Annotated in this window: 20 protein-coding genes; 11 read left to right on the top strand and 9 right to left on the bottom strand. The window is 62.1% G+C overall.

Annotated elements, in window-relative coordinates; genetic code table 11:
• Positions 1-317 precede the first annotated feature (317 nt).
• The 4 genes from argE to eutB all read right to left on the bottom strand — a co-directional run bounded on the left by argE (position 318) and on the right by eutB (position 4,868).
• Positions 318-1,484: an acetylornithine deacetylase gene (gene argE, locus KKY_RS01095; RefSeq protein ID WP_014129422.1), complete on the bottom strand. Its 1,167-nt coding sequence runs from the start codon at positions 1,482-1,484 to the stop codon at positions 318-320.
• Between the two features lie 181 nt (positions 1,485-1,665).
• Positions 1,666-2,850 (bottom strand): M24 family metallopeptidase, encoded by a 1,185-nt coding sequence (locus KKY_RS01100; protein WP_014129423.1) that lies wholly within the window; start codon positions 2,848-2,850, stop codon positions 1,666-1,668.
• Positions 2,851-2,883: 33 nt separating this feature from the next.
• On the bottom strand, positions 2,884-3,876 hold the full coding sequence (eutC, locus tag KKY_RS01105; protein ID WP_014129424.1) for an ectoine utilization protein EutC: 993 nt from the start codon (positions 3,874-3,876) through the stop codon (positions 2,884-2,886).
• Positions 3,876-4,868 carry a hydroxyectoine utilization dehydratase EutB gene (gene eutB, locus KKY_RS01110; RefSeq protein WP_014129425.1) on the bottom strand — a complete coding sequence of 331 codons (993 nt, stop codon included), beginning with the start codon at positions 4,866-4,868 and terminating at the stop codon, positions 3,876-3,878. Before eutB ends, eutC begins: the two co-directional genes overlap by 1 nt.
• 392 nt (positions 4,869-5,260) lie before the next feature.
• Between eutB and ehuB the strand changes: the two genes are divergently transcribed.
• The 7 genes from ehuB to KKY_RS01145 all read left to right on the top strand — a co-directional run bounded on the left by ehuB (position 5,261) and on the right by KKY_RS01145 (position 9,667).
• A complete protein-coding gene (gene ehuB, locus KKY_RS01115) occupies positions 5,261-6,130 on the top strand; it encodes an ectoine/hydroxyectoine ABC transporter substrate-binding protein EhuB (protein ID WP_014129426.1) in 870 nt (289 codons plus the stop codon).
• A gap of 97 nt (positions 6,131-6,227) precedes the next feature.
• The gene (ehuC, locus tag KKY_RS01120) at positions 6,228-6,899 is read left to right on the top strand and encodes an ectoine/hydroxyectoine ABC transporter permease subunit EhuC (protein ID WP_014129427.1); all 672 of its coding nucleotides are present in this window, start codon (positions 6,228-6,230) and stop codon (positions 6,897-6,899) included.
• A gap of 4 nt (positions 6,900-6,903) precedes the next feature.
• Positions 6,904-7,596, top strand: a complete 693-nt coding sequence (gene ehuD, locus KKY_RS01125; RefSeq protein WP_014129428.1) for an ectoine/hydroxyectoine ABC transporter permease subunit EhuD — start codon at positions 6,904-6,906, stop codon at positions 7,594-7,596.
• The gene (gene ehuA, locus KKY_RS01130) at positions 7,593-8,372 is read left to right on the top strand and encodes an ectoine/hydroxyectoine ABC transporter ATP-binding protein EhuA (RefSeq protein WP_014129429.1); all 780 of its coding nucleotides are present in this window, start codon (positions 7,593-7,595) and stop codon (positions 8,370-8,372) included. Before ehuD ends, ehuA begins: the two co-directional genes overlap by 4 nt.
• Before the next feature lie 123 nt (positions 8,373-8,495).
• Positions 8,496-9,020, top strand: a complete 525-nt coding sequence (locus tag KKY_RS01135; protein WP_014129430.1) for an Lrp/AsnC family transcriptional regulator — start codon at positions 8,496-8,498, stop codon at positions 9,018-9,020.
• Positions 9,021-9,077: 57 nt separating this feature from the next.
• Positions 9,078-9,356 (top strand): type II toxin-antitoxin system ParD family antitoxin, encoded by a 279-nt coding sequence (locus KKY_RS01140; RefSeq protein ID WP_014129431.1) that lies wholly within the window; start codon positions 9,078-9,080, stop codon positions 9,354-9,356.
• Positions 9,357-9,358: 2 nt separating this feature from the next.
• Positions 9,359-9,667 (top strand): type II toxin-antitoxin system RelE/ParE family toxin, encoded by a 309-nt coding sequence (locus tag KKY_RS01145; RefSeq protein WP_014129432.1) that lies wholly within the window; start codon positions 9,359-9,361, stop codon positions 9,665-9,667.
• Here the strand turns inward: KKY_RS01145 and KKY_RS01150 are convergent.
• A complete protein-coding gene (locus KKY_RS01150; protein WP_014129433.1) occupies positions 9,664-10,593 on the bottom strand; it encodes an aldo/keto reductase in 930 nt (309 codons plus the stop codon). The two genes, KKY_RS01145 and KKY_RS01150, sit on opposite strands and share 4 nt — an antisense overlap.
• A gap of 187 nt (positions 10,594-10,780) precedes the next feature.
• Here KKY_RS01150 and KKY_RS01155 point away from each other — a divergent pair, with 187 nt between their 5' ends.
• The 3 genes from KKY_RS01155 (at position 10,781) to KKY_RS01165 (ending at position 14,252) form a co-directional block, all read left to right on the top strand.
• Positions 10,781-12,271 (top strand): NAD-dependent succinate-semialdehyde dehydrogenase, encoded by a 1,491-nt coding sequence (locus tag KKY_RS01155; RefSeq protein WP_014129434.1) that lies wholly within the window; start codon positions 10,781-10,783, stop codon positions 12,269-12,271.
• 172 nt (positions 12,272-12,443) lie between these two features.
• Positions 12,444-13,814, top strand: a complete 1,371-nt coding sequence (locus KKY_RS01160; RefSeq protein ID WP_014129436.1) for an aspartate aminotransferase family protein — start codon at positions 12,444-12,446, stop codon at positions 13,812-13,814.
• A 228-nt stretch (positions 13,815-14,042) separates the two neighbouring features.
• Positions 14,043-14,252, top strand: coding sequence for a cold-shock protein (locus tag KKY_RS01165; protein ID WP_014129437.1), 210 nt, complete (start codon positions 14,043-14,045; stop codon positions 14,250-14,252).
• A 58-nt stretch (positions 14,253-14,310) separates the two neighbouring features.
• Here KKY_RS01165 and KKY_RS01170 read toward each other — a convergent pair whose 3' ends face one another.
• The 4 genes from KKY_RS01170 to KKY_RS01185 all read right to left on the bottom strand — a co-directional run bounded on the left by KKY_RS01170 (position 14,311) and on the right by KKY_RS01185 (position 18,869).
• Positions 14,311-14,829, bottom strand: coding sequence for a DUF1697 domain-containing protein (locus KKY_RS01170; protein WP_041528968.1), 519 nt, complete (start codon positions 14,827-14,829; stop codon positions 14,311-14,313).
• Positions 14,829-15,812, bottom strand: coding sequence for a zinc-binding dehydrogenase (locus KKY_RS01175; RefSeq protein WP_014129439.1), 984 nt, complete (start codon positions 15,810-15,812; stop codon positions 14,829-14,831). The genes KKY_RS01170 and KKY_RS01175 overlap by 1 nt, the downstream gene beginning before the upstream one ends.
• Before the next feature lie 87 nt (positions 15,813-15,899).
• Positions 15,900-16,760 carry an aldo/keto reductase gene (locus tag KKY_RS01180; RefSeq protein WP_014129440.1) on the bottom strand — a complete coding sequence of 287 codons (861 nt, stop codon included), beginning with the start codon at positions 16,758-16,760 and terminating at the stop codon, positions 15,900-15,902.
• Positions 16,761-16,889: 129 nt separating this feature from the next.
• Entirely contained in the window at positions 16,890-18,869 is a 1,980-nt protein-coding gene (locus tag KKY_RS01185) for a PhoX family protein (RefSeq protein WP_014129441.1), read from the bottom strand.
• Between the two features lie 348 nt (positions 18,870-19,217).
• Here KKY_RS01185 and KKY_RS01190 point away from each other — a divergent pair, with 348 nt between their 5' ends.
• Entirely contained in the window at positions 19,218-20,105 is an 888-nt protein-coding gene (locus tag KKY_RS01190) for an SMP-30/gluconolactonase/LRE family protein (protein WP_014129442.1), read from the top strand.
• Positions 20,106-20,118 lie beyond the last annotated feature (13 nt).

Here is a 20,118-nt window from a genome sequence, read left to right on the forward strand (position 1 = left end):
TCTCCCCAAAGGGGCGCGGGTTAAGCTCGCCGAAGCGCGTGGGACAGACCACAGCGTTGGATAAGCCGCAGCGGTACTCCCTCGCCCTCTCTGGGGAGAGGGTTGGGGTAAGGGGCCTTGAGCGCCGATGAATGGCGCTAGGAAAGGTCCCCTCACCCGCCGCTTCGCGTCGACCCCCGATCGAGTCGAGGGCAGGCTCTCTCCCCCCAAGGGAGAGGTAAGAATACCGCAAGCGCCGGGAACCACCTCTTCCTTGGGGGAGAGGTCGGGCGTTGCGAAGCAAGGCCCGGGTGAGGGGGCCTTCCTCAATCGCGTCCCTATTGGTGCTTTTCCAGCCCCTCGATCATTTCCAGACAGGCGCTCAACTGGTCCAGCTCCACGAACTCATCGGGTTTATGCGCCTGTTCGATCGAACCGGGCCCGCAGATGACCGTATCGATGCCCATTTCCTGAAACAGGCCCGCCTCGGTTGAAAACGCCACGCATTCGGCGGGGTCTTCATTGCCGGTCAGGGCCCGCACCAACGCAACGGCTTCCGATTTGGTCATTGGTTCGAGCCCGGCCACTTCCCCGATGGTTTCGGTGATGACCGCCGCGTCGGGATGGACATCGACCATTCTGGGCAGCAGCACATCCTCGACAAAGCCGGTGATCTGCTCGTGGGTGAAGGCGAAATCGCCCGAATTGACGTGCCGCAACTCCCATTCCACCGAACATTGGCCCGGAATGATGTTGCGCGCGATGCCACCGGCCATTTTCCCGATCTGGATCGTCGACCAGGGCGGATCGAACCGGCTGCCCCCCGGCGCGCGCGATTTCAGCGCCCCGCCGATTTCGAGCAGCTTGGTGACGTATTGCACCGCATATTCGACGGCATTCACCCCCCGGTCGGGCATCGAGCCATGGCCCTCGAGCCCGGTGAAGTGCGTTGTATATTCGCAGCACCCCTTGTTGCCCTCGACGATCTTCATCATGGTCGGTTCGCCCACGATGCACAGCGAGGGCTTGCGGCCCGTCGTCTTGAGCTCGTTGAGCATCACATGCGCGCCCAGGCACCCCACCTCCTCGTCATAGGTAAAGGCGAGATGGATGGGGCGCTTGATCCCGATTTCCTGGAAATAGGGGGCAAAGGCCAAAGCGCAGGCGATGAACCCCTTCATGTCGCATGCCCCGCGCCCGTATATTTTCCGGTTGCGCAGCGTGGCGGTAAACGGGTCCGAACTCCAGTCCTGCCCTTCCACGGGCACCACGTCGGTATGCCCCGACAGAACGATCCCGCCATCGGCCTCGGGCGGGCCCAGCGTTGCAAAAAGGTTGGCCTTGTTGCCCGTCTCGTTCAGCGTCAGATAGGTGCGCGTGCCGATCTGGTCGAGCCTATGGTTGATATAGGCGATCATTTCGAGATTGCTCTCCGAGGATACCGAGGCAAAGCCGATCAGGTCCGCGAGGATTTCGAGCGTTTCACCGAGCAGTCTATGGGCCAAGGGCTTTCTCCAAATTTCAGGTTTTGAGAGCAGACCCCTCACCGGCCTGCCGGCCACCCTCTCCCCGGAGGGGCGAGGGTTAAGTTTGCCGTAGCGCCGGTGGTAAACGCCAGCGTTCGGGAAGCCGCGGTGGGACTCCCTCGCCCCTTTGGGGAGAGGGTTGGGGTGAGGGGCCTTCCTTCTAACTCTTCACAAACATCTCACGCGGCACGTTGGCCAGGCACTCCGGCCCGCCCTCGTCGGTGATGCGCATGGTTTCGGTGATCTCCAGCCCCCATTCGGGGGTCCAGATGGCCGGCATGAAATGAAACACCATGTTGGTGCGCAGGATCGAGGGGTCGCCCGGACGGATGCTCATTGTGTGTTCGCCCCAATCGGGGGGATAGGACAGCCCCACCGAATAGCCGGTGCGCGAGGTTTTCTCGACGCCGTACTTCTTGAGCACCCCGAAAAACGCGTCGGCGATTTCCCCGCAGGTATAGCCCGGCTTGGCCACCGCCATGCCCGCTTCCATGCCTTCGAGCACGGCTTCCTGCGCCTTGAGCATGTCCTTGGGCGGCTTGCCCAGATAGCCGGTGCGCGAAATCGGGCAGTGATAGCGCTTGTAGCAACCGGCGATTTCAAAGAACGTGCCTTCGCCCTTGACCAGCTCGCGGTCGTCCCAGGTCAGATGCGCCGCCGCCGCATCGCGGCCCGAAGGCGTGAGCGGAACGATCGCCGAATAGTCCCCGCCATAGCCGTCGGCCCCGACCAGCGAGGCGTGATAGATTTCGGCGACCAGTTCGTTCTTGCGCAGGCCCGGCCGCGTCACTTCGCGAATACGCGCATGCATCGCTTCAACGATCCGTGCCGCGCGGCGCATATATTCGATTTCGGCTTCCGATTTGACCGAGCGCTGCCAGGTGACGACCGAAGTGGCGTCGACAATGGCGACATCGGGGATTTCGGCGCGCAGCGTTTCAAGGCACGCGGCGGTGAAATAGTAATTGTCCATCTCAACGCCGATCCGACGCTGGTCCCAGCCCTTGTCCTTGAGCACGCCGCAAAGATGCACATAGGCGTGCTTTTCGGGGTTCTGGACGAAATCGTCGGGGTAGAAATAAATCGAATCCGTTGCCAGCCACGTGGTTTTTTCGGCACCCACCGCATCCATGGGCCGCCCCCACCACAAAGGCTCGTCGGTCAGTGAGACGATCACCGCCTGATGCACGTAAAAGCTCCACCCGTCATACCCGGTCAGCCAGTGCATGTTGGAGGGATTGGTGACGATCAGAACGTCAATGCCCTGCGTCTGCATGGACCGGCGGACGGCCTCCAGGCGCTCGTAATATTCGGGCAGGGTAAAGGGCAGGCGGGTATTGGGCATCTTGCCTTTGCGCTCCAGAAAAAGACCTGACGATCAGGTCTGAAAAAGTGTGCCCGCGCCGCTCTGCTGCGCGCGGGTCCGGGCCAGGGTGGCAATCGCCGTATCCTGAACCCCGGTGCCGGTGAGATCGGCGAAGGTGATCTGCGTTTGCGATGTCCGGCCCGTTGCCGTCCCGGCGATCACATCGCCCAATTCGGCAAAGCTGTCCTGTTCATCCACCAACCCGGTCTTTATGGCATGATGCAATTCCCCCAAAAGCCGCGTCTGGCTCAACCGGTCGGCGACATAGAGATCGGCTTTTTTGACCAGCGCCGGATCGATCTCGTTTTTGTGCCCGGCGTCCGATCCCATGGCGGTCACATGCTGGCCGGGCGCGATCCAGTCGGCCAGAACCAGCGGTTCGGTGGCTGGGGTCGTGGTTACGATGATATCGGCGCCGCGCACCGCCGCCTCGGGGCTGCTGGCCACCAGTGCGGCGATTTTCAGCTTCTGCGATGCGTGCCGCGCCAGATCTTCGGCCCTGTCCCGGTCGCGCGCCCAGATGACGGCCTTCTTGATCGGCCGCACCAGCGCCAGCGCTTCGAGCTGCAATTTCGCCTGCATGCCGGCCCCGATGATCGCGGCGCTTTCCGAATTTTCACGCGAAAGGTGCCGTGCCGCCACCGCGCCCGCCGCCGCCGTGCGCACATCGGTCAGATACCCATTGTCGAGCAGCAGTGCTTCGAGCAACCCGGTCTTTGCCGACAAAACCACCATCAGCCCGTTTGTCGAGGCGAGCCCGATCTTCGGATTGTCGAAAAACCCGGGGCTCATCTTGATGGCAAAACTGTCGAGCCCCGGCACGTAGGCGGTTTTCACATCCACCTCGCCATTGGCCTCGGCGATATCGAGCCGCAGAATCGGCGGCATCACCACCTTGCCGCCCGCCAGCGCCGCAAACGCATCCTCGACACATTGGACGGCCTCGAGATCGAGTGGCACGAGCTTTTTCAGATCGGTTTCGGTGAGAATCTGAACGTCAGCCATCACGCAGCCTCACTCAACGCCTTGTGCGTCCCCGCAACGATCTGGGCATGAACGCTCATGTCGATATTTTTGCCCGACAGCACCAGCGCGGTTGGGCCTTGGGGCACGAATTTGCCCGAAAGGATCGCCCCGATCCCCACGGCTGCAGCACCTTCGAGCACCTCGCGCTCCTTGAAATACCCATGCGCAATCGCCTCGGCGATCTCCCGTTCGGTCAGGACGATGGTTTCATCGACCAGATCGCGCACCATCGAAAAGGTGTAGCGATTGGACAGCCCGATCCCACCTCCCAGCGAATCCGCGAGCGTTTCGAGTTCTTCGATCTCGACCGGCTTGCCCGCCGCAAGGCAGGCGACCATGGCCGCGCCGCGCTCCATGCACACCCCGATAACGCGCGTTCGGGGCGAAAGCGTCTTGATCGCCAGCGCCACCCCGGCGATCAGCCCGCCGCCGGAAAGCGGCACAAGCACCGCGTCGAGTTCAGGCGCATCCTCCAAAATGTCCAGCCCGATCGTGCCCTGTCCGGCGATCACCTCGGCCCGGTCGAAAGGCGGAACGTCGATAAATCCTTCCTCGGCGACCAGCCGGTCCACCTCGATTTGCGCATCATCCTGGCTCTTGCCCACGATCCGTGCTTCCGCGCCCAGCGCTTTGATCGCCTCGACCTTGTTGGATGGCACCAGAGACGACATGCAGATCACCGCCCGCGCGCCGGCCGCCTTGGCGGCGTGGGAAAGCGCGCGCCCGTGATTGCCGGTCGAAGCCGCCGCAACCCCGCGCCCGCGCTCCTCATCGGAAAGCGAGAGCACCGCATTGGTCGCGCCGCGCAGCTTGAAGCTGCCGGTCAATTGCTGCTGTTCGTTCTTTAAAAGGATGGTCTGCCCGGTGGTCTCCGAGAGCGCCAGGCTCGGTGTCAGCCCCGTGCGGTGCACGAACGAACCGATGCGCCGGCGGGCCGCCAGAACGTCTGCCATCGTCACCCTTGCGGCCATGCACCACTCCTGATCCTCAACTAAGAGCCAGCCGACACGCCGGCTCTATGCGCCACGATCGGGCTGGTCCGGCAAATTTGTCCAACGACTATGCAGCCACTCCATGAGGGCGGTCCTTCCATTTTGACCCCCGCAGCGTAGGTGATCTTGCTGCCAAAGTGCACCCTTATAGACGTATCGTCCCTCGACTTGTGGCCAGAAGTTGGCAACCTTAGCCGGTGTTAAAGCATTATGTGCAGCGGACGCTCAAGTTCGGCAGTGATGAGGCGGCTTTGTACCCGAATTGACTTCGGGGGCAATGCTGCCCGACTTCAGGTGAATTGGAGCCCTATTTGGCCTCAATTTCCGCACTGCGCACGATGTCAGCGATAATATCAAAGGACAGGAACATTATGCACGCAACAATTTCCAAGGCCCTCAAGACAACCCTGCTCGCCAGCGCCGCAGCGCTCGTCGTCGCAGGCGCCGCACAGGCCGCCAGCCTTGAAGAAATTCAGGAAAGCGGCTCGATCCGCATCGCCGTCGCCAACGAAATCCCCTATGGCTATATCGATCCGGTGTCCGGCGAAGCCATGGGCGCTGGCCCCGATGTGGCCAAGCACATCGTCGAAGAGCTCGGCGTGACCGATATCGAGTGGATCACCACCGACTTTTCCTCGCTGATCCCCGGCCTGCAGGCCGACCGCTTCGATATGGTCGCCGCCGAAATGGCCATCATCCCCACCCGCTGCGCCACGGTCATCTATTCGGAACCCAACACTTCCTATGGTGAAGGTCTTCTGGTGCCCGCCGGCAATCCCGAGGGGCTGAGCGGCTATGCCGATTTCGCCGAAAATTCCGATCTGACCGTCGCCATCATGGCCGGCGCCAACCAGCTCGACATGATGCAGGCCCTCGGCGTTTCCGAAGATCAGCTCGTGACCATCTCCTCGAACGCCGACGCGATCTCGACGGTTGCGACCGGTCGCGCCAACGCTTATGCCGCCACGGGCCTGACCGCCAGTGAACTGGCCGGCCAGAGCGACGACGTGGAAGTGGCCGAAGGCTTTACCGATCCGGTCATTGACGGCACCGAACAGCGCTCCTGGGGCGGGTTCGTGTTCGCCCAGGGCAATGAAGACCTGCGCGACGCGGTCAATGAAGTGCTGGCCGAATACAAGCAGACCGACGAATGGCTCGCTTCGGTTTCCGGCTACGGCTTTACCGATGCCGATACCTCGCGTTCGTTCGACATGACCACCGAAGAACTCTGCACCGAGTAATTTCGGTTCTTTGATCTGATCTGCCGGCGGGCCGCGTGCCCGCCGGCTCTTTGGTTAGGCTTCACCCTCATCGCAAAAAGCAAAATCGGGATCGCATATGGAGTGGACCCAATACTTCAACCCCCTGATGCAAGGGGCTTGGGTGACAGTCGAGCTGACGATCTATTCAACGATATTCGGTGCGATCCTCGCGTTCGCCGCTGGCATCGGCAAGCTCGCCCACAACCCGCTCATCAAGGCGATTTCGATAGGCTATATCGAGATTTTCCGTGGCACCTCGCTTCTGGTGCAGCTTTTCTGGCTCTATTTCGCGTTGCCGGTCGCCGGTCAGGCCATCGGCATCGACCTTCGATTGCCTCCGGTGGTTGCCGGGGTGCTGGCGCTTTCGCTCAATATCGGTGCATACGGCGCCGAAGTGGTACGCGGGGCCATCGAATCGGTCTCCAAGGACCAGTACGAGGCCGCCAAGGCGCTCAATTTCACCCCGCGCAAGACGCTCTGGCGCGTGGCGCTGCCCCAGGCCATTCCTGAAATGATGCCGTCCTTTGGCAACCTGGCCATCCAGAACCTGAAGGACACAGCGCTCGTTTCGCTGATCTCGCTGTCCGATCTGGCCTTCCGCGCCGAGCAATTGCGCAATTTCACCCAGGATTCGACGACGATCTACACAATGGCGCTGCTGATGTATTTCGGTCTCGCGCTGGTCCTGACCGCCATGATGAAGCTGCTCGAGCGGTTCGTTGGCCGCTGGCGCGCCGGAGCGAGGTAGCAAGATGCTGTTCGGAATTGCATGGGACACCTCGTCCAACTGGGCCTTCGCGGTCTCCATCCTGCCGATCCTGCTGCTTGGCCTGTGGGTCACCATCCAGGCCACCGTTCTGGGCTTTTTCATCGCGCTGGTCGTGGGGCTGGTCTGGGCCGCGCTCAAGGCGGCTCCGCTCAAGATCGTCTCCTGGCCCGCAGCCGTGGTCACCGAATTCCTGCGCGATACCCCGCTTTTGATCCAGCTTTTCTTTCTCTATTACGTGCTGCCCGAATTCGGCATCACGCTCCCGGCCTTCATGACGGGGGCGCTGGCGCTCGGCCTGCAATATTCGGCCTACACCTCGGAGGTCTATCGCGCCGGCATCGAGGCCGTGGCCAAGGGCCAGCACGAGGCGGCGCGGGCGCTCAACCTTTCGGGCGGACGCACCTTCACCCACATCATCCTGCCCCAGGCCATCCCGCGCATCATTCCGGCCATGGGCAATTATCTGGTGTCGATCATGAAGGACGTGCCGCTGCTCTCGGTGGTGACGGTCCTTGAAATGCTCAACGTCGCCCGCATCATCGGCGACCGCACCTTCAACTATCTCATTCCGCTCTCGATGGTGGGCGGGCTCTATCTCATCATGACTCTTGTGGCTTCGACGGGCGTGCGCTTCGTTGACCGCGCCCTGCCCAAAAGAGGGATACCGCTCAAATGACCGACCCCATCATCAAGTTCGACAAGGTCGTCAAACGCTTCGATGCCTTCACGGTCATCAACGAACTCGACTTCGAGGTTCAGCGCGGCGAGAAGGTCACCATCATCGGCCCGTCCGGGTCGGGCAAGTCGACAGTGCTGCGCATCCTCATGACGCTCGAGCCGATTTCCGAGGGCGTGGTCTATGTCGATGGCGATACGCTCTGGCACGAAAAGGCCAATGACGGCAGCCTCAAGCCCGCCGGCGAAGCCCATCTGCGCAGGATGCGCGAAAAGATGGGCATGGTGTTCCAGCAGTTCAATCTGTTTCCGCACATGACGGTGCGGCGCAACCTCACCGAAGCCCCGACCCAGGTTCTGGGCGTCTCGAAAGCCGAAGCCAAGGAGCGCGCCGACGAATTGCTCGAAATGGTGGGCCTGACCGCCCATGCCGACAAATACCCCCACCAGCTATCGGGCGGCCAGCAGCAGCGTGTGGGCATTGCCCGGGCGCTGGCCATGCGGCCCAAGATCATGCTGTTCGACGAGCCGACCTCCGCGCTCGATCCCGAACTGGTGGGCGAAGTGCTCGGCGTCATCCGGCGGCTCGCCGAAGAACACGATCTGACCATGCTCCTGGTCACCCACGAAATGAATTTCGCGCGGCAGATCTCCGATCGCGTCTGCTTTTTCGACCACGGCAAGGTGCTCGAACAGGGTAAGCCCGAGGATCTGTTCACCGATCCAAAGGAAGAGCGCACGCGCGAATTTCTCAAGGCCGTCCTGGAAGACAACTAGCGCTTCCTCACGGCCCCGGCAGCAAACGACCCATCGGGCAGGTTCCCGGTGGGGCTGTGGCTTGTGAAACTTTTCTTCGGAAGAATCTGGACGTTAGCCCCTGCGAAAGAGTAGCGTGCGCCGATGCAAAAGCATTTGGCAAAAAGGGGCGCTGCCATTCGCCAGGCTCAAATCAAGCTCGACGACCGGGACCTGAAAATTCTGGCGATCCTCCAGCGCGAGGGCCGCATACCCAAGGCTACGCTCGCCGAACGGGTCAATCTCACGCCCACCCCGTGCTGGGAGCGCTTAAAGCGCCTCGAAGACGCCGGCATCATTGAAAGCTACGGTGCCCGCATCTCGCTGCGGGCCTTCGGCCCGCTGACAATCGTCTTCGTCCAGATCGAACTCGAAAGCCATCAGGCCGAGGATTTTTCCCGCTTCGAAGCCGCCATCGGCAAGATCGAGCGGATCGTCGAATGCTGGGCCGTGGGCGGCGGCATCGACTACATGCTCAAGATCATCACCCGCGACCTCGAAGACTATCAAAAGCTCATCGAGGACCTGCTCGCCGCCAAGATCGGCGTGCGGCGCTACTATTCCTACGTCGTCACGGCACCTGTGAAGGATACGCCATTGCCGGTCAGCGCGGTGGCCGAGGCGGGGTAGGGCTTTATCGGAACGAATACCGGTGATAGGATTTAATCCTATCGAAAGGTCGACCCGATGCGCACCACCAGACAGATGAGCGTCACGCTCCCCACCGAAATGGCCAGACTGGTCAAGGAAAAGGTTTCGACAGGCGAATACGCCAGCGAAAGCGAGGTGGTCCGCGACGGGCTGCGTGCGCTTGCTGAGCGTGATCGTGCGGTTGAGGCCTGGCTGCGCAACGAAGTGGCGCCGGCCTATGATGCCATGCTTGCCGATCCCGAACGCGCGCAGCCAATAGAAGCGCTTCGCACACGGCTCCAAGAACACCATCGGCGCACCAGCACCAAAGACTGACTATGATCCACAAGGTGCACTACCTGCCGGAAGCGGAAGCGCATCTTGTTGCCTTGTACGATTACCTTGCTGCTGAAGCCTCGCCAAAAATTGCCAACGATTACGTTGGTAGGTTGATCGGCATTTGCGAAAGTCTCAGCCACCAGCCGGAACGCGGCGTATCTCGATCCGACATTCGCCCCGGCTTGCGGACAATCGCTTATAGAAAACGCGCCGTCATAGCCTACTCCCTGATCGGCGATGTCGTAACGATAATCGGCATTTTCACTGGCGGCAGAGATTATGCATCCGGGTTGAGCGATTGGTCCTAAGGCAGCGTATGGCCCGCTGCCGTAAACAGCCGATACCATTCCTCCCGGCTCAGCTCCACATCCGACCCCGCCGCCGCTTCGCCGACGCGCTCCGGTTTGGTTGTGCCCAGAACCACCTGGATATTGGCCGGGTGCCGCGTGATCCACGCCACCGCGATGCCCGATGGCGTCACGCCATGGGTCTCGGCCAATTCGTCGAGCACCGCGTTGAGCGCGGGAAACCGCTCGCGGTCGCCAACGAAAACGCCGTCGAAAAATCCAGCCTGGAACGGCGACCATGCCTGCAAGGTCATCTTGTTGATGCGTGAATAGTCCAAGAGTCCGTTGTCCCGGCTCACCGACTGCTCGAGCCCGGCCATATTGGCCGCAACCCCTTGCGCGAACATCGGCGCGTGAGCGAGCGAAAGCTGCACCTGATTGACGACCAGCGGTTGACGCACCGCCGTCTTGAGCAGTTCGATTTGCCCTGGCGTATGGTTGGACACCCCGAAATGGCGCACCTTGCCCGCCGCATGCAAGGCATCGAATGCCGCGGCCACTTCCTCGGGTTCGACCAGCGTATCGGGGCGATGGAGCAGCAACACGTCGAGATAATCTGTTCTCAGCGCCGCAAGCGATTCATCGACGGTCGAAACGATATGGCTGGCCGAAAAATCGAAATACCCCTTGCGAATGCCGACCTTGGATTGAATGACGATCTGCTCGCGCTCGCCCGGCGATAGCGCAACCGCCTCGCCGAACCGCGCCTCGCATCTGTGCCGCTCCCCGCCATAGATATCGGCATGATCGAGCACATTGACCCCGCTACCGAGTGCGCCACGCACAAGGGCGGCGATCTCGCCATCCTCCATTTTCGCAATGCGCATCAAGCCCAGAACGACGCTGGAAACGTCCCGGCCGAGTGCGGGAATGCCATAGGTTTTCATGTCGGATCGGACCTTGGGGAATTCGGGAAAGAAAGGGGCGAGTCGGGTCCGGCAGAATAACCCTCTTCGCTTCGACCATCAAACAGTGAGAACCATCGCCTTACCCCCGGTCAGTTTGGCGCCCGCCTCTCCCCGTTCCCCGCTATGGTCGGCCCGGTTCCCCCGCTAACGAAGGACTCCGTGCCCAATGTCGAGCCTGTCCGCCAAATATGCCCCGTCCGGCCCCGCCGCGACGCTGACCGACCCTGAGCTGTTCTGCCAGTTGGCCCATATCGCCGGTCGCCCCGTCGCCGCTGCCTCGGGCGACGATATTGCCGTCACCGATCCTGCCACGGGCGATGTGATCGGCTCCATCCCGGCTTTGAGCGCAGAAGAATCCTCTGCCGCCATTGATCGGGCTGAAGCCGCCTTTGTGCACTGGTCCGGGCTGTTGCCGCAGGAGCGCTCGGCCATCCTGCGCCGCTGGTACGATCTGATCATGGATGCGCGCGAAGACCTAGCCCAGATCATGACCGCCGAACAGGGAAAGCCCATATCGGAATCACGCGGCGAAATCGCCTATGCGGCGTCCTTTGTCGAGTTCTTCGCCGAGGAAGCCAAACGCCCCAATATCGAATCCGTCACTTCGCACCTCCCCGATGCTGAAGTTGAAATCTGGCGCGAACCGGCCGGCGTTGCAGCGCTGATCACCCCCTGGAATTTCCCCTCGGCCATGATCACCCGCAAGGCCGCCGCCGCTCTGGCTGCCGGCTGCACCTGCCTTGTCCATCCCTCCTCGGAAACCCCGTTTTCGGCAACCGCCCTTGCCGTCCTCGCGGCCCGCGCCGGCATCCCCGCCGGGGCCTTCAACGTCGTAACCGGCGAGGCTCCCACCGTCGTCGAACCCTGGACCGCGGACGCCCGCGTGCGCGTTTTGTCCTTCACCGGCTCCACCGAAATCGGCAAGCTGCTCTATCGCCAGTCGGCCGGCACCGTGAAACGCCTCGTCATGGAATTGGGCGGCCACGCCCCGTTTATCGTCTTTACCGACGCCGATCTCGATCAGGCGGTCGAAGAGGCCATAAAGGCCAAGTTCGCCACCTCCGGGCAGGATTGCCTGGGCGCCAACCGGTTCTTCATCGACCGCCGCATCTACGAAAGCTTTGCCGAACGCTTCGCCGAAGCGGCCGCCGCCCTTTCGGTCGGCCCCGGTTCAACCGATCCCGATATCGGCCCCCTGATGAACGAAAAGGCCATCGCCAAGCAGGTCTCCCATGTCGAGGATGCTCTGGCCAGGGGCGCCAAATGTCTGACCGGCGGCAAGGTGGACGGCCGAGGGCCTTTGTTCTTCCAGCCCACGATCCTGTTCGACGTGCCCGCCGATGCCCTCATCATGAACGAGGAAACCTTCGGCCCCGTCGCCGCGCTTTGCCCCTTCGACAGCGAAGAGGAGGCCATCGCCCGCGCCAACGCCACCGAATACGGGCTGATCGCCTATCTCCATACAATGGACCCGCGCCGCATCTATCGTGCGTCGCGCCAACTCCAGTTCGGCATGGTCGCCGTCAACCGCACCAAGGTCACCGGCGCACCGATCCCGTTTGGCGGCTACAAGCAGTCCGGCATGGGCCGCGAAGGCGCCCGGCTGGGCATGGAGGAATTCACGGAAGTCAAATATGTCTGCCGCGACTGGGCCTAGATGCACCGCCTGTCCGGTGCGGAGCGGCTGCAAATGGCGTCCGCCTGCGCTTCCGGTGCTCACGTATTGATATACGCTCCGCTCCGGTTCTCGACGGCCACCATTTTCGCCACCTCCGCCCCGCACATCCGGCACATCTATTGCGAAATTCAAGTTCAATAAGGACCAAAAAATGCTCACCAACGATCAGCTCGACCAGTGGGATCGGGAAAATTTCTTCCACCCCTCGACCCACCTCGCCCAGCATGCGCGCGGCGAAAGCCCCAACCGCATCGTCAAGACCGCATCGGGCGTCTATATCGAGGATCGTGACGGCAACAGGCTGCTCGACGCCTTTGCCGGGCTCTATTGCGTCAATGTCGGCTATGGCCGCACCGAAATTTCCGAAGCCATTGCCGAACAGGCCAAAGAGCTTGCCTATTATCACGCCTATGTCGGCCACGGCACCGAAGCCTCGATCACGCTGGCCAAGATGGTGCTCGACCGCGCGCCGAAGGGAATGAGCAAGGTCTATTTCGGGCTCGGTGGGTCCGACGCCAACGAGACCAACATCAAGCTGGTCTGGTACTACAACAACATCCTGGGCCGCCCGGAAAAGAAAAAGATCATCTCGCGCTGGCGCGGCTATCACGGCTCGGGGCTGATGACCGGCTCGATGACCGGGCTCGCGACCTTCCACAACAAGTTCGACCTGCCGCTCTCCCAGGTGATCCACACCGAGGCGCCCTACTATTACCGCCGCCCGCGCCGCAACATGAGCGAGGCCGAATTCGTCCTCCACTGCGCCGCCGAGCTCGAAGCGCTGATCGCGCGTGAAGGCGCCGACACCATCGCCGCCTTTATCGGCGAGCCCATTCTGGGTACAGGCGGTATCGTTCCGCCCCCAGCGGGCTATTGGGAAGCCATCCAGCAGGTCCTCGAAAAGCACGATATCCTGCTCATCGCCGACGAAGTGGTCACCGGCTTTGGACGGCTGGGCACCATGATGGGGTCCGATCATTACGGCATGCGCCCCGATCTCATCACCATCGCCAAGGGCCTGACCTCGGCCTATGCCCCGCTCTCGGGTTCGATCGTGGGCGACAGGATGTGGCAGGTCTTGATGGACGGCACCGATGAAAACGGCCCCATCGGCCATGGCTGGACCTATTCGGCCCACCCCATCGGTGCTGCTGCCGGTATCGCCAACCTTAACCTCATCGACAAGCTGGGGCTTGTGGAAAACGCGGGGAAAACCGGTGCATATCTCAACGCGCGGATGAGCGCCGCGCTCGGCGATCACGCCAATGTGGGCGAAGTGCGCGGCGAGGGCATGCTGTGCGCCGTCGAACTGGTCAAGGACCGCGACAGCGCCACCTTCTTTGACGCTTCAGAGAAAGTGGCACCGCGTGTTGTCGGCGAAATGGCAAAGCTGAGCGTCATCGCCCGCGCCATGCCGCAGGGCGATATCATCGGCTTTGCGCCGCCCCTGTGCCTGAGCGAGGCCGAGGCCGATATCGTCGTGGAAAAGACCGCCGCCGCCGTCAAATCGGTGCTCGGCTGATCCGTCCGTCACAGGGGTCGCCCGGCGTGCCGAAATCAAATCGGGCGCCGGGCCGATGAACGGCCTTGTTTTGGGCGCAGTAGCGCTGTAATGATTGTTCTCATACGTTCGATGCGCTTGGCTACCTGATCTGCCGGTTCTTCCGGTCACTTGGATATCCTTTATTGCAAGACGTTGGGTTCGGCGCATGTCGCGCCCGAACTATTCGCCATTCGAAAGGATCTCTAGATGATCACTGGCAAAGTCAAATTCTTCAACACCACCAAGGGCTTCGGCTTCATTCAGCCCGACCAGGGCGGCCAGGACGCCTTCGTTCACATTTCCGCTGTAGAGCGCTCGGGCATGTCGACCCTCGTCGAAGGTCAGGCCGTTTCCTACGAGCTGGAAAAGGGCCGTGACGGCCGCGCTTCCGCTGTGAACCTGCAGCCGGCTGATTGATTTCAGGCATTCGCCTCGAAATCCAGGGTTTCGAAAAGGCCGCCGCAAGGCGGCCTTTTTACGTCAGCGCCCCGGCCATCTCCGCCAGTTTGGCGATGGTGTTCATGTTGCGCGCCGTACCGGCCTTGGCGGCGGGGATGACCAGCTTGGACCGTCCCATCCCCGAGCCGTAGGACACATAGATTTCACGCTTGCCCAGCGCGATTTCCTCGTCCTCGGCCCGGTTGCGCACGCTGTCCAGCGCCGCCTTCTCAGGCCTTTCATCGAGAAAGATCGCCACAGTGAAATTGGGCTTTGCCGCGGGAAATGGATTGTCCTTCAAAACCGCCGTCATCTCTTCGGCGGTCCGCACCAAAACCCCCACCGGTTTGCCCGCATAGGCTGCCAGCCGGTCCTCGAGCGCCTTGCGCACCTGCGCTTCGCTCAGCGCCGAAACGAAAACCACATTGCCGCTCGCGATATAGGTGGTGATGTTCTCAAACCCCGCCGCCTCGCACATGGCCTTTAATTCGCTCATGGGCAATTTGCCGGTGCCACCCACATTGACGGCCCGCAGCAGCGCCACATAAGCGCCCATCATGACGCTCCGGTCTTAAACAACACCTTGCCCTTGCGCCCCGGCGTCTGCGCGGCGGCAACGGCCGCTGCATAGTCATCGAGCCCATAAATGCCATCCACATCGAGCGGCAACTGGCCCTTGGCGGCCAAACTCACCAGTTCCCCGATCATGCGCGCCTTGTCCGCGCCGGCCAGCTCGCCAGTGACCTTGGCGCCCCAGAACCCCTTGATGGTGAGCTGCTTGAAAATGATCGGCCCGGAATCGAGCGCCATCGGCTCGCCCGTCGCCGTCCCGAAGGTGACGAGAAGGCCCTTGTAGCCGAGCAGCGTCGCCAGATCGGACACCAGTTTCCCGCCCACCGAATCCACGGCCGCACGCGCGCCATCCTCGCCGATTATCGCCCGTGCCTGTGCCACCCAATCGTCTGCGTCGGTGGAAATGACATTCTCCATGCCCGCCTGCGCCAGCTCATCGGCCGCCGCCTGCCGCCGCACCAGATTGAGAACGTTGACGCCCCGCGCCCGCGCCAACCCGTAAAACACCTTGCCCACAGCCCCGTTGGCCGCGGTCTGGATCACCCAGTCGCCTTTGCCCACATCGAGAAATTCCAGCAGCGAAATGGCGCTGAACGGCATGGAGAGAAGTTGGGACGCCGCCTCGTCGCCGATCGCATCGGGCACCGGCACGATGGTATTGGCGGCGGCGAGATAGAACTCGGCCCATGTCCCCGCGCCATTGGCCACCACCCGCTTGCCCGCAAGCGCGCCATCGACCCCGGGCCCCACCGCTTCGATCACCCCCACGGCCTCGCTGCCGCCGATGGCGGGCAGGGCGGGCTTGTAGCCGTAATTGCCCGAGATCGTCCAAAGGTCGTGATTGTGGATCGGGGACAGGATGGTGCGGATCAGCACCTGCCCTTCGCCCGGCTCGGGCCTTGCCACATCGGCTACGCCCAGAACCTCGGCTGCGGCGCCGAACCGGCTGTATTGAAGCGAACGCATTGTAAATCCCTGGCTTGAAAACATAAAAAAGGGCCGGCAAAGATAGGTGCCTCCGGCGCGCGATCAACTGACGTAAAATGTCGCGGCCTAGCTGCGGCCGGCCTCATCGAGCGCCGCGAAATCCTCGTCCGACAGTTCGATCTCCGCCGCCGCGACGTTTTCCTCAAGGTGAGCCACTTTCGATGTTCCCGGAATGGGCAGCATCACCGGGCTGCGCTTGAGCACCCAGGCCAAAGCGATCTGGCTGGGCGCCGCGCCGTGCTGTTTCGCGATGCCGTCCAGCACCGATCCGGGCTTTGCCAGATCGCCCGCCGCCAGCGGGAACCAGGGGATGAACCCGATGCCGTGCTGCTGGCAATAATCGAGCACCTCCTCGCTCCCGCGATCGACGAGGTTGTAGCGGTTCTGGACCGTTGCGACCGGAAACACCTTCCGGGCCGCTTCGATCTCCTCGATGCTCACCTGGCTCAGTCCGGCATGGGCGATGATACCCTGATCGAGCAGCATCCTGACCGCGCCGAACTGTTCGTCACGCGGCACGCGCGGATCGATGCGGTGGAGCTGCCAGAGCGCGATCTGCTCGACCCCAAGTTTTTTCAAACTCTTTTGCGCCTGCTCGATCAGATAGTCGGGCATGCCGTTGGGCGCCCAGCGGTCCGGCCCGGCGCGCGTCAGCCCCGCCTTGGTCGCCACCAGCAGGCCGTCATAGGGGTGCAGCGCCTCGCGGATCAGCTTTTCGGATACGTCCGGACCGTAGGAATCGGCGGTGTCGATGAAATTGACGCCAAGTTCGGGCAGGCGCTTCAGCGTCGCGATCGCTCCGTCATGATCGGCAGGCGGACCCCAGATCCCTCGCCCGGTGATGCGCATGGCGCCGAACCCCAGCCGGTTGATTGTAAGATCACCCAGCGAGAATGTGCCTGAGGCAGCGGCGTTGATATCGCTCATGATGCAGTCCTTCGTTTTCAGGCACCCTAACGCCTTCAATGGGGCCAACCCAAGGCCCCATGGCATGAAAAAGGCCGGCACGCGAAACCTCGCGTGCCGGCCCGGCAGTTATCGCAATGGGCTGGTGGTTTACGCCATGCCGATCTTGCCGCCATCCGCCTTGGTGATGGCCACGACCGACGGGCGCACCGGCATGTCGTCACGGAAATCGGGCCAGCGGGTCGAAAGATCCTCGTAATAGGACGGGCGCCCGTGGCCTTCCCAATCCTCGCCACCATCCGCCGGGTGCTGAACCGCGACAAAGAATGTGGTCAGGTCCGGCGTTGGCAGCGGGCCGCACATTTCGGCCCCCACCGGCACGCGGTAGAACAGTTTCGAGGTGCCACGCGCCTCGCCCTCGATGTCGACGGCCCAAAGCCCGTCGGTGCGGCCGGTGGCCGAGAGCGAATTGCCATCGGTCGAAACCCACAGCCGCCCTTCGCTGTCGACGGCAGCGTTGTCGGGCATGCCGAACCAGCCGTTCTCGGTCGTCTCGGTCGAGAACGTCGCGCCGACCTCCGCAATCGAGGGGTCGCCGCACTGGAGCAGGATTTCCCAGCGCCCGGTGGTGGCGGCAAAATCGCCGCCTTCTTCATGGATTTCAACGATATGCCCGAAGGCATTGTCGATACGCGGATTGGCGGCGTTGGCCTCTTCGCGGGCCGTATTGTTGGTCAGCATCACATAGACCCGGCCATTGGCGGCGTTGGGCTCGATGTCTTCGGGACGATCCATTGGGGTGGCACCCAGAAGGTCGGCGGCCCGGCGGGTTTCGATAAGAACGTCAGCCTGGCTTTCAAAACCGTTTTCTTCCGTCAGCGGGCCTTCACCGAAAATGAGTGGCAGCCATTCCATCGACCCGTCTTCTTCAAAGCGCGCGACATAGAGCGTGCCGTCATCGAGCAGGTCCATATTGGCGTTCCGGTCGTCCGCGTTGAACGTGCCCGATGTTATGAACTTGTAGACATAGTCGAAACGCTCGTCGTCACCGGAATAAAACACCACCCGGCCATCCGGAGCGACGATCGATTCTGCGCCTTCATGCTTGAAGCGGCCCAGCGCCGTGCGCTTTTTCGGCGTTGCCGAGGCGTCCATGGGATCGACTTCGACAACCCAGCCGAACCGGTTCATTTCGTTGGGCTCTTTGGAAACGTCGAAGCGGTCGTGGAAATTGTGCCACTCATACCAGCCGCCCGGCGCGGCCAGACGCGCGTAGTTTTCGGTTTCGCGATGATCGGCGGGCAGTTCGCCGGCGAAATAACCGTGGAAGTTCTCCTCGGCCATCAGGTAAGTGCCCCAGGGCGTGGTGCCGCCGGCGCAATTGTTGAGCGTGCCGCGCACCAGCGTGCCGGTTGCATCGGCGCTGGTCTTGAGACGGTCATGACCGGCGGCGGGGCCGGTGATTTCCATTTCGGTCTCGCCGGTGATGCGGCGATTATAGGGACTGCCCGCAACGCGGCGCCATTTGCCGTCGACCTTTTCGATCTCGATCACCGAACCGCCATGCGCCATGATCTCGATATCGACCTGATCTTGAGAGAGCGGTCCCTGTTCGGCTTCGCCATCCGTCACCGTCACCAGCCCCGGAAACATCAGGTGCGCGTTGGTGTATTCGTGGTTGACCAGCAAAAGCCCATGCTCGGATGAGCCTTCGAGCGGCACATAGCCGACATAGTCGTTGTTGTAGCCGAACTGGCCGGCCTGCGCCTGTGGCGTCTGGTTGAGCGGGTCGAATTCGGGAGCGTCATTGGTCACCGGGTCGCCCCAGCGGATCAGAACGTCGGCATCGTAACCTTCGGCGACGTGGTGGTCGGCGTCGACACCAGCCTCGACTTCGGCGAACGAAAAGACCGAGCCCTCCTGAGCGTGGGCCTTTTCGGCGGTCAGCAGGGCGAGCGGGCTGACCGTTGCTGCAATCGCTGTCGTGGCCAGCGAACCCTTGAGAAACCCGCGGCGCGAAAAACGGCGGGAAATCAGCTCGCCCATCGTGGGGTTGGAGGTGGGATTGACGGGTTCGAACTCTGCGGTTTCGAGACCCTGGGTGGGAAATTTCGGGTTGTGCTCGTTCATCGGTAAGCCCTGCTTGCGTTGTGTTGCGGGGCTCATGGTGCAGGTGTGAGGCCGGTATCCATGAGCGGTCAGGACGCCCGATCGGGGGTGGATGACATTGCCTGTCCTCCTTCCGTCAGCGCCCGTCCGCTGAAGCTAGGGCCGGGAAATAACAGTGTTATGACATTACATTACATTACATTACATTACATCATGGGTCGGCGACACATTTTCCACACCTGCAGGGCGCCAGGCGCCAAACGGTCGGTGATCGGCCGACCACAGGGCGAAGCTGCTCAATTGACTTAACTAACTCGTTAGTTAAAAGTGCCGCCGAATGCAGCCGAACGCTATCGACAGGGAGAGACGATGCGAAAAATCGCCAGCAGCGCCGTGGAAATCGCACATCGCAGCTCCGACCAGCTCGGGGAAACGCCGCTGTGGTGCGACGCTGAACAGATCCTGTGGTGGCTCGATATCGAAAAGCCCACGCTGCATCGCCTGGACCCGGCCACCGGCGATCACCAGGCCCGGGCCTTCGACACACAGGTTCTCGGCTCGCTGGCCCTGGCGGGCGACGGCGAAAAGCTGATCGCCACCGATCTGACCTTGAATCGGCTGGCTGCCGACAACGCCCTCGAGCCGATAGTGAGCGTCGATGCCGGGCTCGACAATCGCCTCAATGACGGTCGGGTCGACCCGCGTGGCCGGTTCTGGGTCGGCACCATGGACAACCAGCTCCATCGCCCCAATGGCAGCCTCTACCGCATCGACGCCGACGGCACCGCGCATGCGATGATCGACAACGTCATCGTGTCCAACGGCATCGCCTTTTCCCCCGACGGCCGGACCGGTTATTTTACCGATACCAGGGGGCACCTCTCCTGGCGCCTCACCATCGACCCAGACGATGGCGCGATAACCGGCAGGGAGGTCTTTGCCGATTACAGCCGGACCGGCGAACGCCCGGACGGTGCCGTCATCGACGCCGAAGGGTGCCTCTGGCAGGCATTTTTCGCCGGTGGCCGGATCGTCCGGTATGCACCGAACGGGTGCATTGATACGGTCGTCGAAATGCCGGTGACCCATCCCACCTGCGTATGCTTTGGCGGCCCGGATTTCCGCACGCTCTATGTCACGACCGCCCGAAAATTTCTCTCGGACGACCGGCTTGCCGCCGAGCCATTGGCCGGCTCGCTTCTGGCTGTCGAGGGCATCGGGCAGGGCCTGCCGGAAAATCGCTTTGTCTTTTCCTGAACGTCCTTGAGGA

This window comes from Pelagibacterium halotolerans B2 (genome assembly GCF_000230555.1).
GTDB lineage: Bacteria > Pseudomonadota > Alphaproteobacteria > Rhizobiales > Devosiaceae > Pelagibacterium > Pelagibacterium halotolerans.